Origin of the sequence: Methylobacterium sp. 22177 (genome assembly GCF_052045615.1) — a bacterium.
Classification (GTDB): domain Bacteria; phylum Pseudomonadota; class Alphaproteobacteria; order Rhizobiales; family Beijerinckiaceae; genus Methylobacterium; species Methylobacterium radiotolerans.
The window spans coordinates 54,769-70,204 of record NZ_JBQEPK010000015.1 but is presented as its reverse complement, the minus strand read 5'-3'; the positions used below and the strand labels follow the sequence as shown (position 1 = coordinate 70,204).

12 protein-coding genes are annotated in these 15,436 nt (G+C 70.1%); 9 read left to right on the top strand and 3 right to left on the bottom strand.

Features of this window, described 5'->3' with window-relative positions:
• Positions 1-89 precede the first annotated feature (89 nt).
• The 4 genes from ACTJK8_RS15670 to ACTJK8_RS15655 all read left to right on the top strand — a co-directional run bounded on the left by ACTJK8_RS15670 (position 90) and on the right by ACTJK8_RS15655 (position 3,268).
• Complete coding sequence (locus ACTJK8_RS15670) at positions 90-1,091, top strand: TRAP transporter substrate-binding protein (RefSeq protein WP_076729097.1); 1,002 nt, start codon at positions 90-92, stop codon at positions 1,089-1,091.
• 28 nt (positions 1,092-1,119) lie between these two features.
• On the top strand, positions 1,120-1,707 hold the full coding sequence (locus ACTJK8_RS15665; RefSeq protein WP_058606598.1) for a TRAP transporter small permease: 588 nt from the start codon (positions 1,120-1,122) through the stop codon (positions 1,705-1,707).
• On the top strand, positions 1,704-2,987 hold the full coding sequence (locus ACTJK8_RS15660) for a TRAP transporter large permease (RefSeq protein ID WP_012320210.1): 1,284 nt from the start codon (positions 1,704-1,706) through the stop codon (positions 2,985-2,987). Before ACTJK8_RS15665 ends, ACTJK8_RS15660 begins: the two co-directional genes overlap by 4 nt.
• A gap of 104 nt (positions 2,988-3,091) precedes the next feature.
• The gene (locus ACTJK8_RS15655) at positions 3,092-3,268 is read left to right on the top strand and encodes a hypothetical protein (protein ID WP_312892750.1); all 177 of its coding nucleotides are present in this window, start codon (positions 3,092-3,094) and stop codon (positions 3,266-3,268) included.
• 399 nt (positions 3,269-3,667) lie between these two features.
• Here ACTJK8_RS15655 and glpT read toward each other — a convergent pair whose 3' ends face one another.
• The 3 genes from glpT to ACTJK8_RS15640 all read right to left on the bottom strand — a co-directional run bounded on the left by glpT (position 3,668) and on the right by ACTJK8_RS15640 (position 7,640).
• Entirely contained in the window at positions 3,668-5,008 is a 1,341-nt protein-coding gene (gene glpT, locus ACTJK8_RS15650) for a glycerol-3-phosphate transporter (RefSeq protein WP_012320211.1), read from the bottom strand.
• 270 nt (positions 5,009-5,278) lie between these two features.
• A complete protein-coding gene (glpD, locus tag ACTJK8_RS15645; protein ID WP_440762148.1) occupies positions 5,279-6,781 on the bottom strand; it encodes a glycerol-3-phosphate dehydrogenase in 1,503 nt (500 codons plus the stop codon).
• Between the two features lie 97 nt (positions 6,782-6,878).
• The gene (locus ACTJK8_RS15640) at positions 6,879-7,640 is read right to left on the bottom strand and encodes a DeoR/GlpR family DNA-binding transcription regulator (RefSeq protein ID WP_012320213.1); all 762 of its coding nucleotides are present in this window, start codon (positions 7,638-7,640) and stop codon (positions 6,879-6,881) included.
• A gap of 288 nt (positions 7,641-7,928) precedes the next feature.
• Between ACTJK8_RS15640 and ACTJK8_RS15635 the strand changes: the two genes are divergently transcribed.
• The 5 genes from ACTJK8_RS15635 (at position 7,929) to fixJ (ending at position 15,300) form a co-directional block, all read left to right on the top strand.
• Positions 7,929-9,569, top strand: coding sequence for a PAS domain S-box protein (locus tag ACTJK8_RS15635; protein WP_440762147.1), 1,641 nt, complete (start codon positions 7,929-7,931; stop codon positions 9,567-9,569).
• 75 nt (positions 9,570-9,644) lie between these two features.
• Complete coding sequence (locus tag ACTJK8_RS15630) at positions 9,645-11,267, top strand: ATP-binding protein (protein ID WP_440762146.1); 1,623 nt, start codon at positions 9,645-9,647, stop codon at positions 11,265-11,267.
• A 388-nt stretch (positions 11,268-11,655) separates the two neighbouring features.
• Positions 11,656-13,002 (top strand): oxygen-independent coproporphyrinogen III oxidase, encoded by a 1,347-nt coding sequence (gene hemN, locus ACTJK8_RS15625; protein WP_440762145.1) that lies wholly within the window; start codon positions 11,656-11,658, stop codon positions 13,000-13,002.
• 137 nt (positions 13,003-13,139) lie between these two features.
• Positions 13,140-14,693: a PAS domain S-box protein gene (locus tag ACTJK8_RS15620; RefSeq protein WP_024829407.1), complete on the top strand. Its 1,554-nt coding sequence runs from the start codon at positions 13,140-13,142 to the stop codon at positions 14,691-14,693.
• Positions 14,683-15,300, top strand: a complete 618-nt coding sequence (gene fixJ / locus ACTJK8_RS15615) for a response regulator FixJ (protein ID WP_012320218.1) — start codon at positions 14,683-14,685, stop codon at positions 15,298-15,300. Before ACTJK8_RS15620 ends, fixJ begins: the two co-directional genes overlap by 11 nt.
• The last annotated feature ends 136 nt before the right edge of the window (positions 15,301-15,436 follow it).

Below are 15,436 nucleotides of genomic sequence, written 5' to 3'. Positions count from 1 at the left end.
GCTTTGGTGCTTGTCGCCACCGCGACTACCTGCAAGTCTATCCAAAATTCAATCCGCGCAACGATGCGGAATCAGTCTGGGAGGACGCGATGACGGCTCGGATTCTCGGTGCGCTCGTGTGTGCGCTCGCCCTCGCGGCGCCGGCCGCGGCGCAGAGTCCGATCGTCATCAAGTTCAGCCACGTCGTCACCACAGACACGCCCAAGGGCCAGGGCGCCGAGCGGTTCAAGCAGCTCGCCGAGGAGCGCACCAAGGGCGCGGTCAAGGTCGAGATCTATCCGAACAGCACGCTCTACAAGGACAAGGAAGAGGTGGAGATGCTCCAGCTCGGCGCCGTGCAGATGCTGGCGCCGTCCACGAGCAAGTTCGGCCCCCTCGGCGTGAAGGAATTCGAGGCTTTCGACCTGCCCTACATCTTCCCCAACGAGCAGGTGCTCCGCCGCGTCCAGGACGGGCCGATCGGCCAGGGCCTGTTCAAGAAGCTCGAATCCAAGGGGATCAAGGGCCTCGGCTACTGGGACAACGGCTTCAAGATCCTCACCGCCAACAAGCCCATGCACGCCCCCGAGGACGTGAAGGGCCTGAAGTTCCGCATCCAGTCCTCGAAGGTGCTGGAGGCGCAGTTCAAGCAGCTCGGCGCGCTACCGCAGGTCCTGGCCTTCTCCGAGCTCTACCAGGCGCTGCAGACCGGTGTGGTCGACGGCCAGGAGAACCCGCCGTCGAACGTCACGACCCAGAAGATCAACGAGGTGCAGAAGCACGCCACGCTGACCTATCACGGCTACATCGGCTACGCGGTGATCGTGAACAAGGGCTTCTGGGACGGCCTGCCCGCCGACATTCGCACGACGCTCGAGGGCGCCATGAAGGACGCGACCGCCTACGAGCACGAGATCGCCGACAAGCAGAACGAGAAGGCGCTCGCCGACATCCGCGCCACCGGCAAGACCGAGGTCTACACCCCGACCGAGGCCGAGAACGCCGCGTGGCGCAAAGCGCTCGCACCGGTCCAGCGCGAGATGGCCTCCCGCGTCGGCAAGGATCTCGTCGCGGCGCTCAACAAGGAAGCCGAGGCGGCGCCGAACAACTGATCCTGCCGCCGCGCCGCCCGGACCGACCATGTTGCTGAAACTTCTCGATCGGCTCGAAGAGGTGCTGATCGGAACGCTGATGGCGGCCGCGACCGTCATCACCTTCGCCACGGTGGTGCACCGGTTCCTCTCCGGCATCCCCGCGCTCCAGGACTACACCGACCGGATCGACTTCGGCTGGTCGCAGGAACTGTGCATCTACATGTTCATCTGGGTCGCGAAGTTCGGCGCGGCCTACGGCGTGCGCACCGGCATCCATGTCGGCGTCGACGTGCTGGTCAACCGGCTGCCGCCGGGCGCGCGCCGGATCATGGTCCTGGTCAGCCTCGCGGCGGGCGCCCTGTTCACCGGGATCGTCGGCACGCTCGGCACGAACTTCGTCTGGCGCATCGGCCACACCGACCAGACGACGCCCGACATGGAGATCCCGGTCTGGATCGTCTACCTCGCGATCCCCCTCGGCTCCTACCTGATGTGCTTCCGCTTCCTCCAGGTCGCGTGGGGCTACTGGACGACCGGGCACCTGCCCGCCCGCGACCACGCCCATGTCGACGGCGTCCCGACCGTCGAGGGCGTCGACCCGGTCCAGCTCGGCCGCGAGGGAGGCCCCGCATGAGCGGCCTGATCATCTTCGGGCTGCTCATCGCCCTCATGCTCACCGGCATGCCGATCTCGATCGCGCTCGGCCTGACGGTGCTGACCTTCCTGTTCACGCTGACGCAGGTGCCGATCGAGAGCGTCGCGCTCAAGCTGTTCACCGGGATCGAGAACTTCTCGATCATGGCGATCCCGTTCTTCATCCTCGCCGGCAACTTCCTGGCCCATGGCGGCGTGGCGCGGCGGATGATCGCCTTCACGACCTCGCTCGTCGGGCACTGGCCGGGCGGCCTCGGCCTCGCGGGCGTGGTCGCCTGCGCGCTGTTCGCCGCCGTGTCGGGATCGAGCGTGGCGACGGTCGTGGCGATCGGCTCGATCATCCTGCCGGCCATGGTGGCCGAGGGCTACCCGCGGCGCTTCGGCGCCGGGGTGATCACCACGTCGGGGGCGCTCGGCATCCTCGTGCCGCCCTCGATCATCCTCGTGCTCTACGGGGTGTCGACGAATTCCTCGATCGGCAACCTGTTCCTGGCCGGGGTGATGCCCGGCATCGTCCTGTCGGCGATGCTGGCGACCGTCACCTTCGTCATCGCCAAGCGCCGGGGCTATCCGCGCATGCCCAGGGCCTCCTGGGCCGAGCGCCTGCGCGCCTTCCGCGAGAGCGCCTGGGGCCTGTTCCTCGTGGTGATGGTGATCGGCGGCATCTACGCGGGCATCTTCACGCCGACCGAGGCGGCGGCGACCGCCGCCGTCTACGCCTTCGTCATCGCGGTGTTCGTCTACCGCGACCTGAAGCTGTCGGACGTGCCTCGGGTGCTCCTCGCCTCCGCCAACATGAGCGCGATGCTGCTCTACATCATCACCAACGCGGTGCTGTTCTCGTTCCTGATGACCTCCGAGAACATCCCGCAGACGATGGCGGCGTGGCTGATCGCCATGAACTTCAGCCCGCTGGTCTTCCTGCTCGTCGTCAACATCATCCTGCTGATCGCCGGCAACGTGATGGAGCCGTCCTCGATCCTGCTGATCATGGCGCCGATCCTGTTCCCGATCGCCGTCAAGCTCGGGATCGATCCGATCCATTTCGGGATCATCATGGCGGTCAACATGGAGGTCGGCCTGTGCCACCCGCCGGTCGGGCTCAACCTCTACGTGGCCAGCGGCATCGCCCATATGGGCATCTCCGAGCTGACGGTGGCGGTGCTGCCCTGGCTCCTGACGATGCTGGCCTTCCTGGTCCTGGTGACCTACTGGCCGGCCCTCTCCCTGTGGCTCCCGCGGGCGCTCGGGGCGATGTGACGGGCGCGCGCCGCGCGGGTGCAGCCCAGGGCTCGGCCGGCGTTGCGGCGCCCGGGGCACGCGCAGATCGACGCGCGCCACCGGCCCCGCCCGCTCGGCAGCAGATGCGAGCGCGACCGCTCCGCCGATCCGAGCTGTCCGAGACCGACAGCCTGCTGCTGCCGTTCTGCACCGCCCTGTCGAACCTGTTCTGGCTGCCGGTCATGGGGGCGCTGTCCGGCCGGATCGGGCGCAAGCCGATCCTGCTCGTCATCTCGGCGCCCACCCTGCGCACCGCCTAACCGGTGCTGGGCTGGCCCGTGGCCAACGCGAGCGTCGGCAACGTGCTGATCGCGCTCCCCGGCTGTCCTTCCTGTACGGCAGCGGCAACGGCGCGATGGTGGTGGCGGCGACCGAGGTGGTCCCGGCGAGGGTGCGCACGGCCGGCTTCGTCCTCGCCGACCCGCTGGCGACCGCCCTGCCCGGCGGCTTCACGCCCCCCGTCACGACGTGGCTCACCGAAGCCGACGGCAACCGCGCGGCCTGTGGACGGCGATCAGGGGGGCCTGCGGCCCCGTCACCACGCGCCTGATCGACCGCCGCGCGGGCCAGTCGGCCGCTCTGGGCGCTCCGGCCTGATCCGCCGGCACGGGATCGGCAGGGGGGCTTCAGCCTCCCTGCCGCGCCGACAGGACCGGCGGTCAGGCGAATTGCGGGGCCGCGGTGCCGGTGTGCCGCAGGGTCAGGGCCAGGCAGACGATCGCGAGGACGCAGGCCGCCAGCAGGAGGATGAAGCAGCCGTTCCAGCCGTAATGGTCGGTCGTGTAGCCGACCAGCGCGCTCGCCGCGACGGAGCCCCCCAGATACCCGAACAGGCCCGTGAAGCCCGCCGCCGTCCCGGCCGCCTTCTTGGGCACGAGCTCGAGGGCCTGGAGACCGATCAGCATCACCGGCCCGTAGATCAGGAAGCCGATGCAGATCAGGGCCGCGAGATCGACGCCCGGGTTGCCCTCGGGGTTGAGCCAGTAGACCAGCGTCGCCGCCATGACGCCGAACATGAACACCACGCCCGTCGCGCCGCGATTGCCGCGGAACAGTTTGTCGGACAGCCAGCCGCAGAGCAGGGTGCCGGGGATGCCGGCCCACTCGTAGAGGAAGTAGGCCCAGGAGGTCTTGTCCACCGAGAAGTGCTTGGCCTCCTTCAGGTAGGTCGGCGCCCAGTCCAGTACACCGTAGCGGAGCAGGTAGACGAACACGTTGGCGAAGGCGATGTACCAGAGCATCCGGTTCTTCAGGACGTGCTCGACGAAGATCTCGCGCGTGGAGAACTCGCGCTCGTGGTTGGCGTCGTAGCCCTCCGGGTAATCGTTCTTCCAGGTCTCCACGGACGGCAGCCCGCAGGATTGCGGCGTGTCCCGCATGGTCAGGAAGGCGAAGACCGCGACGCCGAGCGCCACGGCGGCGGGCACGTAGAAGGCCGCGTGCCAGTCGTTGAACCAGGCCAGGCCGAGCAGGAACAGCGGCCCGATCAGGCCACCGCCGACGTTGTGCGCCACGTTCCAGACCGAGACGACGCCGCCGCGCTCCTTCTGCGACCACCAGTGCACCATCGTGCGACCGCTCGGCGGCCAGCCCATGCCCTGGAACCAGCCGTTGAGGAAGAGCAGCACGAACATGATGCCGACGCTGGACGTCGCCCAGGGCACGAAGCCGAACAGGAACATCACCAGCGCCGAGAGCACGAGGCCGATCGGCAGGAAGTAGCGCGGGTTGGAGCGATCCGAGACCATGCCCATCAGGAACTTGGACAGGCCGTACGCGATCGCCACCGCGGAGAGCGCGGTGCCGAGCTCACCGCGGCTGTAGCCCTGCTCGACCAAGTAGGGCATGGCCAGCGAGAAGTTCTTGCGCAGCAGGTAATAGCCCGCATAGCCCAGGAAGATTCCCGCGAAGATCTGCCAACGCAGCTTGCGGTAGGTCGGATCGACGCGATCCGTCTGAATGGGTGGCCGATGGGCCGCGGGAGCGAGGAAGCCGATCATGGCGCGCCTTCGTGAGATCGCGGACGGACCCAGGCTCATCCCGGGCGCATCTCGGATTGGACGGGGTGGTGACGGGCCGCGCTCAGCGTCGCGCCGAAGCGGATCCCGCGGCGTGCCGACGCGCGATCCGCGCGTCCGGTCTCGACCTTTGGCGATGGTGGACGGCATTGTCCGGTCGCGGCATCGTTTCCTCCTTGTGGTGCGGCGCGTCTCCGGCTCGGCCGGGTCGCCGTCGTGCGGTTCCCCTGCCGCCCGCGCGGGGCGGCCGGCTCAGCCGGCGGCCATCGCGCCGGCGTGCCGGCCGGTCATGGTCGCGATCTTCGCCCGCAGCGCCGCGACCTCGTCGGCCGAGAAGGCGAGGCCGAGCTTGGACCGACGCCAGAGCACGTCCTCGGCGGTGCGGGCCCATTCCCGGTCCATCATCCAGCGCAGCTCGCCTTCGTGGAGGCCGTGCCCGAGGTCGGGCCCGAGATTCGCGGCGATGCGCAGCGCGTCCGTCCCGTAGGCGGCCACCAGGCGCTGGACCGTGGCGGCCGCGAGCTGGGGCGCGGCGCGGGCGAGGCGCGCCTCGAGCTCGGCCACCCCGTCCACCGGGAAATCGCCGCCCGGCAGCGCGGCGCTTCCGGTCCAAGGGCGGCCGCGCGCGCCGAGGCGCTGACCGATCTCCTTCAGGGCATCCTCGGCCAGCTTGCGGTAGGTCGTGATCTTTCCGCCGAAGATGTTGAGCACCGCCGCCTCGCCGGCCGCGCCGTCCGTCTTCAGCACGTAGTCGCGCGTCGCCTCCTGCGCCGCGGAGGCGTGATCGTCGTAGAGGGGGCGCACGCCCGAGAAGGACCAGACGATGTCGTCGCGGCGCAGCGGCGTCGCGAAGTACTCGCTGGCGGCGCTCAGCAGATACGCGGTCTCCTCCTCGGTGATCGCCGCGTCGGCGGGATCGCCGGAGAAATCACGGTCCGTCGTGCCGACCAGGGTCGTGTCGTTCGCGTAGGGGATCGCGAAGATGATGCGCCCGTCCGCGTTCTGGAAGATGAAGGCCCGGTCGTGGTCGTAGAGCTTGCGCGTCACGATGTGCGAGCCCTGCACGAGGCGCACGTGCTTCGCCTCGCTCCGGCCGAGCGGCCCCTGAATCACCCGGTCGACCCAGGGTCCGGCCGCGTTCACGAGGAAGCGCGCGGCGATCTCGTCCTCGCGGCCGGTCTGCAGCTCGCGCCGGACGATGCGCCACAGATCGCCCTCGCGGCGGACCGAGACGACGCGGGTTCCGACCGCGATCTCGGCGCCCCGCGCCTCGGCATCGCGCGCGTTGAGCACCACGAGCCGCGTGTCGTCGACGCGCGCGTCCGAATACTCGAAGCCGCGCCGGAACTCGGATTTAAGCGGGGCGCCGATCGGGCCGGAGAGGTCCACGGGGCGCGTGCCGGGCAGGCGCTTGCGGCCGCCGAGATGGTCGTAGAGGAACAGCCCGATCCGCAGCAGCCAGGCCGGACGCAGGCCGGTATGCAGCGGCAGGACGAAGCGCAGCGGGCGCACGATGTGGGGCGCGATGCCCCAGAGCACCTCGCGCTCGGCCAGCGCCTCGCGCACGAGGCGAAACTCGTAGTGCTCCAGGTAGCGCAGGCCGCCGTGGATCAGTTTGGTCGACCATGACGAGGTGCCGCTGCCGAGGTCGTTCTGCTCGGTCAGCGAGACCGAGTATCCGCGGCCGGCCGCGTCCCGCGCGATCCCGCAGCCGTTGATCCCCCCGCCGATGACGGCAACATCGAACGTGCGCATGATCCTCCCCCTTTCGTGTCGCGGCGTCCGGCGCGCGACTGCGAAAGCAGAGGAATTGAATACGAAACCAAAGGAAAGTCAATCGAAAGCGATACGCTCAACGACCGGTTTCGACGAGGCGGACGCCGGACGCGCGACAGAGGTCGCGCAGCGTCTCGCTGGGGCAGCGATCGGTCACGAAGGTTCCGATCTGGCCGAGCTGGGCGAGCCGGACCGGGGCGCTCCGCTCGAACTTGGTGGAATCCGCGACCAGCACGACGTGGCGGGCGTTGGCGATGATCGCCTGGGCGACCCGGACCTCGCGATAATCGAAATCGAGGAGCGCCCCGTCCTCGTCGATCGCCGAGGCCCCGATCACCGCGAAATCGACCTTGAACTGGCGGATGAAGTCCACCGCCGCCTCCCCCACGATCCCGCCGTCCGAGCGACGGATCAGGCCGCCCGCCACGATGCACTCGATCTCGGGGCTCGGCCGCAGGGCGAGCGCGACGTTGAGGTTGTTGGTGATCACCATGAGCCCGGAATGGCCGAGGAGCGCCCGGGCAACGGCCTCGGTGGTGGTACCGATATTGATGAACAGCGAGGAGCGGTCCGGGATCAGGTCGGCGGCCGCGCGCGCGATCGCCGCCTTCTCGGGCGCCGCCAGCGCGTTGCGGGCCTCGTAGTCGAGGTTCTCGGCCCCCGCGCCGAGCACGGCCCCGCCGTGGATGCGCGAAAGCAGACGCGCGTCGCACAGGTCGTTGAGATCCTTCCGGATGGTCTGCACGCTGACCGCGAACCGACCGGACAGGGCGTCGACCGAGACGCGCCCTTCGGTCCGCGCGATGTCCATAATCGCGTTCTGACGCTCCGAGAGCATACCTGCAGACCTCCGCGCGACGAAAACGAAACCTCTTCTCGGTGCGAGCGCGCGAGCGTCATGAGAAAGCGAAAGCGCGTTCTGGACCGGCGACCACGCCTAGCGGATTCGCCCCCGGGAGGGAACGTCGGGACGCCCGAGGCCGACCGGTCGCCCCGCTGGGTGCGAAGGCGGGACTCGCGCGGCGCGCCATCAGGGCGCCGCCTGCCCCGAGGCGCCCGCCCCGTTGACGCCGCGCGCCCGCGCGTCGACAAGCACCGCGATGCATTGGTTTCCGTATTCACATCGATGACCGGCGCGGCCGTCCCGCAGAACTGGTCTCCGGTCGGAGGCGGGGAGCTCGGCGACCTGATCCGCAGCCACGACTGGGCGGCGACACCGCTCGGAGCCATCGGCACCTGGCCCGCGCCCGTCCGCACCATCGTCCAGACCCTGCTGCTCTCGCCGGTCCCGACTGTGGCGATCTGGGGCCGGGACGGCATCCTGGTCTACAATCAGGGCTACGCGGAGATCTGCGGCCCCCACCATCCGGTGGCCCTCGGCGGGCGCCTCTTGGAGCTCTGGCCGGACGCCCGCGCCTTCAACGCGCACGTGATCGCGAGCGGCCTGTCCGGTCGCCCGCTCAGCTTCCGCGCCCACGAACTCGAGCTCTGGCGGCACGGGCGCGCCGAGACGGCCTGGATGGACCTGGAATACACCCCTGTCTTGGACGATCGGGGCACGCCGATCGGCACGCTCGCCACGGCGCTCGACATCACCGAACGCGTCCTCAGCGCGCGCCGGATCGCCGAGAACGAGAGCCGCTTCCGCTTCCTCGACCAGCTGGGTCAGGCAACCGCGAATGCTCGCGACGCCGGCGCGATCCTGGAGATCACCACGCGTTGCGTGGGCGCGCACCTGAACCTGTCGAACTGCGCCTACGCCGACATGGATCCGGACGGCGACGGCTTCACCATCCGCGGCAACTGGCACGCCCCGACATCGCCCTCGATCCTGGGGCATTACAGCCTCGCCGATTTCGGCGCGCTGGCCGTCCGGGAGCTGAATGCCGGTCGGCCCCTCATCGTGAACGACAACGTCGCCGAGCTCGCCCCGCACGAGGCCGAAACCTTCCGGGCGATCGGGATCGCGGCCACCATCTGCATGCCGCTGGTGAAGGACGGCCGGCTCGCGGCCCTGATGGCCATCCACCACGCGCACCCCCACCGCTGGTCGCACGCCGAGCTCGCGCTCATCCGCGAAGTCACCGAGCGCTGCTGGGCGCATATCGAGCGTGTCGGGGTCGAGGCGAGCCTGCGGGTCAGCGAGGCGCGGCTCCGGGCCCTGGTCCACGCCACCTCCGACGTGGTCTACCACATGAGTTCGGACTGGCAGGAGATGCGCCAGCTCGACGGCCGCGGCTTCCTGTCCGACCTGGCGGAGCCGAGCGTGCGCTGGCTCGATCACTACGTCGATCCGGCCGACAGGCCGGCGGTCAAGGCTGCGGTCAACGACGCGGTCCGCCGCAAGGGCCTGTTCGAGCTCGAGCACCGGGTCCGGCGCGCCGACGGCCGCGTCGGCTGGACGCTGTCGCGCGCGGTGCCGGTGATCGATCGGCACGGGACCGTGACCGAGTGGTTCGGGATGGCGAGCAACGTCACGTTCCGGCACGAGGCCGACGCGCGGCTCAGGGAGAGCGAGGCGCGGTTCCGCGCCATAGCGGACGACGCCCCGGTGATGACCTGGATCACCGACGAGAGCGGCGCGTGCATCTACCTGAACCGTCGCTGGTACGAGTTCACGGGGCAGGCCGAGGCCGAGGCACTCGGGCTCGGTTGGCTCGACGCGATCCATCCCGACGACCGCATCCGGTCCGAACAGGCGTTCCTGGCAGCGAACGCGGACCGGACGTCGTTCCGCCTCGAATACCGCCTCCGGAACAGGGACTGACGTTACCGCTGGGCGCTCGACGCCGCCTCGCCGCGTTTCGACGCCGACGGCGCGTTTCTCGGCTACTTCGGGTCGGTGATCGACATCGACGAGCGCCGCGAGGCCGAGGCACGGCTGCGCACGCTGACCGACGTCGTGCCAGCCTTCGTCTGGTTCGCCTCGCCGGACGGCCAGCTGCATTTCCTGAACGACCGCTGGTGCGCGTATACCGGCCTCGACACGCGGGCGTCGCTGCCCGATGGCTGGATCGAGGCGGTTCATCCGGACGACCGCGCGCGGACGGCGGCGGTCTGGTCGGACGCGCGCGAGCGCGGCGTCACCTACGAGATCGAGGTCCGCTACCGCCGGCACGACGGGGCGTATCGCTGGTACATGGCCCGGGCCGAGCCGCTGCGCGATCCCGGCGGGACCATCACCGCCTGGTTCGGGACGTCGACCGACATCCACGACCGCAAGCTCGCCGAAGACGGTCTGCGCGAGCTGAACGAGACGCTCGAGAGCCGTGTCGCGGAACGCACCGGGGAGCTGCTCAAGACCGAGGAAGCGCTGCGCCAGTCGCAGAAGATGGAGGCGGTGGGTCAGCTCACGGGCGGCGTCGCGCACGACTTCAACAACCTGCTCACCATCATCCGCTCGTCCGTCGACTTCCTGCGCCGGCCCGAACTGCCCGAGGCGCGCAAGGCCCGCTACCTCGACGCGGTGTCCGACACGGTCGATCGCGCCGCCAAGCTGACCGGCCAGCTTCTCGCCTTCGCCCGCCGCCAGACCCTGGCCCCGCAGGTCTTCGACCTCGGTGACCGGTTGCGGGCCGTGGCCGAGCTGCTCGACACGGTGACCGGTGCGCGGATCCGCGTCGTCACCGAGGTCCCGGAAATCTCCTGCGCCGTGCGCGCCGACCTGAGCCAGTTCGAGACGGCGCTGGTGAACATCGCCGTCAACGCGCGCGACGCGATGGACGGCGAAGGCACCCTCACATTGCGGTTGACCTGCACCTGCCCGCTGCCGGCGATCCGGGGCCACGCGGCCAGCGCCCAGCCCTTCGCCGCGATCGCGCTGACCGATACCGGCTCCGGCATCGCCCCGGAGGTGCTGGACCGGATCTTCGAGCCCTTCTTCACCACCAAGGAGGTCGGCAAGGGGACGGGCCTGGGCCTGAGCCAGGTTTTCGGCTTCGCGAAGCAATCGGGCGGCGATGTCGCGGTCGAGAGCGTGCTCGGCGCAGGGACGACCTTCACCCTCTACCTGCCCGAAGTCGCGGCCGAGACCCTGCCGCACGTGGCCGTCGCCGCCGCGGAGCCGGCCTCCCCCATCGGTTCCGGACAGCGCGTTCTCGTGGTCGAGGACAATGTCGAGGTCGGCACCTTCGCCACGCAGATCCTGGAGGATCTCGGTTACGAGACCAGCTGGGCGGCGAATGCCGAGGAGGCTCTGGACCGGCTCGGATCCGAGGGGGCGGATTTCGACGTCGTGTTCTCGGACGTGGTGATGCCGGGGATGGGCGGGTTGGCCCTCGCGCAGGAGCTCAGGCGCCGGATGCCGCGACTGCCGGTGCTCCTGGCCTCGGGCTACAGCCACGTCCTCGCACAGGACGGCACGCACGGGTTCTCCGTCCTGCACAAGCCGTACTCGGCCGAGCAGCTCGGACGCCTGCTCCGGCAGGTCACCGCGCCGAAGCGGGACGCCCTGTCGACGCGATGACGGGCCTTGTTCGGCACAGGACAGGAGAACGTCAGACCATCGGCCTGATGTCCCTAATCAGATGCGCAACCGTGGTCCCTCGGTAGGACTCCGCTGAAGCGGACAGCCAGAGGCCCTCACCGGATCGCCCTCTCCGGCCGGCGCCCGATGGCGACCGCGCTGGCGAAAATCGCCGAGGCGCGGAGTCCCGCGTCCTGCACGACGGCCGACGTCACGCGGCCGCGGCATCCGGAGCGGTTCAGTCTGCCAACCCGGAGGCGCGCGCCACCGCACGTCCTGCCGTCAGGGCGATTGCGTCAGATCAAGGTCGCGCAGGCAGCCAGACGATACGGCTGCTTCGACAGCGCGGGCCCGTGCGGGTCCCGGCGCGGACGATGAGGAAACGCGCATGCGCGAGGTCTTGCGGACGCACTACGGCGCGGAGCGGTTGCCTCGCTACACGAGCTACCCGGCGAGTCCCCATTTCACCGACGCGGTCGATGCCGGAACTTACGGGGACTGGCTGCGCGGGATACCCGCGGACGCGACCGCGTCGCTCTACCTGCACGTCCCCTTCTGCCGGTCGATGTGCTGGTACTGCGGGTGCCACACGACCATCACCCAGCACGACGCGCCCATCGCCGCCTACCTCGCCACCCTGCGGGCCGAGACGGTGCTCGTCGCGCGCCACCTCGACCGGGCTCCGCGCGTCCGCCACGTGCATTTCGGGGGCGGTACGCCCACCATCGTGACGCCGGACGGCTTCCGCGAGCTCGTCGCGCTCCTCCGCGACCATTTCCCCGTCGACCCGGACGCCGAGATCGCCGTCGAGATCGATCCGCGCACCCTGACCCCCGCGATGACGCGGGCGCTCGGCGCCGCGGGCGTCTCGCGGGCCAGCCTCGGTGTCCAGAGCTTCGACCCGGTGGTCCAGGACGCGATCCGGCGCCGCCAGAGCTTCGCGGAGACCGCGGCGGCCGTCGCGGGTCTCCGGGCCGCTGGCGTCGACGGGATCAATCTCGATCTGATCTACGGCCTCCCGCATCAGTCGGTGGCGTCCTGCGTCGAGACGGTCCGGCAATCCCTGCGGTTGCGGCCCGATCGCCTGGCCGTGTTCGGCTACGCCCACGTCCCGACGTTCAAGAAGCATCAGCGCCACATCGAGGACGCGACGTTGCCGGATGGCCGCGTCCGGCAGGCCCAAGCCGAGGCCATCGCCGCCCTGCTCGGTGAGGCCGGCTACGCGCGGATCGGGCTCGACCACTTCGCGCTGCCGGGGGATGCGCTGGCGCGGGCGGGACGTGCGGTCCGCCGGAATTTCCAGGGCTACACGACGGATCCGAGCGACCTGCTGATCGGCTTCGGGGCATCGGCGATCGGGCGGCTGCCGCAGGGCTACGTCCAGAACGACCCGGCCCTGCGCGGCTACGCGGACCGGGTCGCCGGAGGGGCGCTCGCGACGCTGAAGGGCTACGCCCTCACGCCGGACGATCGTCTCCGGGCCGACCTGATCGAGCGGGTCATGTGCGAGTTCCGAGTCGACGTCGGTGCCGTGTGCCGCGCGCATCGGCGCGATCCGGACGCGCTCCTCGCCGCGCTGCCTCGCCTGCCGCAGCTCCTGGCCGACGGGCTGGTCCGCCGGGAAGGCGCCACCCTCCACATCCCCGACGACGCGAGGGCTTTCGTGAGAAGCGTTGCCGCCGCCTTCGACGCGCATCTCGGCACCTCTGCCGCGATGCACAGCCGCGCGGCCTAGCCGGCAGCGCCGCGCGCGGTGATGACGCCGGACCGAGGACATCCCCGCGCGCCGGCTGTTTTCCGATACAACCGGCGGTGTAAGACGGGCGCCGACGACCTGGACGGATGACGGTGCCGTCCCCCTGCGCGGCCGACATGACGACGCCTGAACCCCCATACGTGCCCGCCGCGGGCAACGGCGACCCGTTCGACGCGGACGGCCTGCGGCTGACGCTCGACGAAGCCGGCATCTGCGGCTGGGCCCTCGACATCCCGACCGGGCGCGTCACGATCCTCCCGTCCTGCATCCGCCTGTTCGGCGTGCCGCCGGAGCGTCTCACCACCTTTGCCGAGACGCAGGCCTTCGTGCATCCGGACGATCGCGCCGCCAGGGCGGCGGCGATCGGGCGGGCGCTGACGGACGGCGGGAGCTACGAGATCGACTTCCGCACCGTGCATCCCGACGGACGCGTTCACTGGCTGCGCTCGCGCGGGCGCGTGCAGGTCGGTGCCGACGGTCGGCCGTGCCGGCACCGCGGCGTGGTCTTCAGCATCCACGAGCAGAAGCAGGCCGACGAGGAGTTGCGGGCGCGCGAGGCCCACCTGCGCTCGATCCTCGACACGGTGCCCGATGCGATGATCGTCATCGACGAGCAGGCGCAGATCAAATCGTTCAGCGCGGCCGCCGTGCGCCAGTTCGGCTACGGCTCGGACGAGGTGGTCGGCCGGAACGTCAGCCTGCTGATGCCGGAACCGTACCGCAGCCAGCACGACGCCTACATGTCCCGCTACCTCGTGACGGGTGAGCGCCGGATCATCGGCATCGGCCGAGTCGTGGTCGGGCAGCGCAAGGACGGCTCGACCTTCCCGATGGAATTGTCGGTCGGCGAGATGCGCTCGGGCGGCGAGCGCTACTTCACCGGCTTCATCCGCGACCTCACCGAGCGGAACCAGACCGAGACCCGCCTGCAGGAGCTGCAGTCCGAGCTGGTGCACATGTCGCGCTTCACCGCCCTCGGCGAGATGGCATCGACCCTGGCCCACGAGATCAACCAGCCGCTGACGGCGATCGCGAGCTACCTGAAAGGCTGCCGCCGCCTCCTCGGGCGCATGGAAGGTCCCGAGGTGCCCCTGCTCGCCGACGCGGTGAACCAGGCTGCCGATCAGGCCCTGCGAGCCGGGCAGGTGATCCGGCACCTGCGGGATTTCGTGTCGCGCGGCGAGAGCGAGCGGCACATCGAGGGCTTGCCCAAGCTGATCGAGGAAGCGAGCGCCCTCGCCCTCGTCGGCGCCAAGGAGAAGGGCGTGCGCGTCCGCTTCGACCTCGACCCGGACGCGCCCCTCGTGATGGCGGTCCGGATCCAGGTGCAGCAGGTCCTGCTCAACCTGATCCGCAACGCGATCGAGGCCATGCAGGATGTCGCCCGGCGCGACCTGACCGTCGCCACGCGGGCGCTCCCCGCCGAGGGCCTGGTCGAGGTGCGCGTGTCGGATACCGGACCCGGCATCGCCCCAGAGATCGCCGAGCAGCTCTTCCAGCCCTTCGTGACCACGAAGGCGAACGGCATGGGCGTCGGCCTGTCCATCTGCCGGACCATCGTCGAGGCCCACGGCGGCAAGATCCAGGCCGGCCCCGGCCCGGACGGCGGGACCACCTTCCGCTTCACCCTGCGCACCCTCGACCGCGAGGAGATGGCTCATGTCGAGTGACGCGCCCGTGCACATCGTGGACGACGATCTCGCGGTGCGCCAGGCGCTGGCCTTCCTGCTGGCGACCGACGGGCTCGCCGTCCGCGTCCACGACTCCGCGACCGCCTTCCTGGCCGCGGAGACCGAGCGCGTCGGGTGCGTCGTCACCGACGTGCGGATGCCCGGCATCGACGGCGTCGAGCTCCTGCACCGTCTACGCCAACGGGGCGGCCTGCCGCCGGTCATCGTCATGACGGGCCACGCGGACGTCGCCCTCGCGGTCGAGGCCATGAAGGCCGGCGCGGTCGACTTCATCGAGAAGCCGTTCGACGACGAGGTGCTCCTCGCCAGCATCCGCTCGGCCCTGGCGCGGGCGGACCGGACCAGCAAGCGCGCGTCCGAGCGCGACGCGGTGCGGGCGCGCCTGGCCGAGCTGACCGAGCGCGAGCGGCAGGTGCTGGAAGGCTTGGTCGCCGGCAAGGCCAACAAGGTCATCGGCCTCGACCTCGGCATCAGCCCGCGGACGGTGGAGATCTACCGCGCGAACGTCATGTCCAAACTTCAGGCAGGCAGCCTCTCCGAGCTCGTCCGCATGGCTCTGATCGCGGGACAGGCGGACGGCGACTGAGCGCGGCGGCGACCCGGCATGTGTCCGGCCGGTCTTCCGGACCTCCGGGGCACCGTGTCGGGGCAGCGTCGGGCGCGAAGCGGGAACCGCGTTCGCGCGCCACGCGACACGCGGGGGACCTGCTTGAGGCAGATCA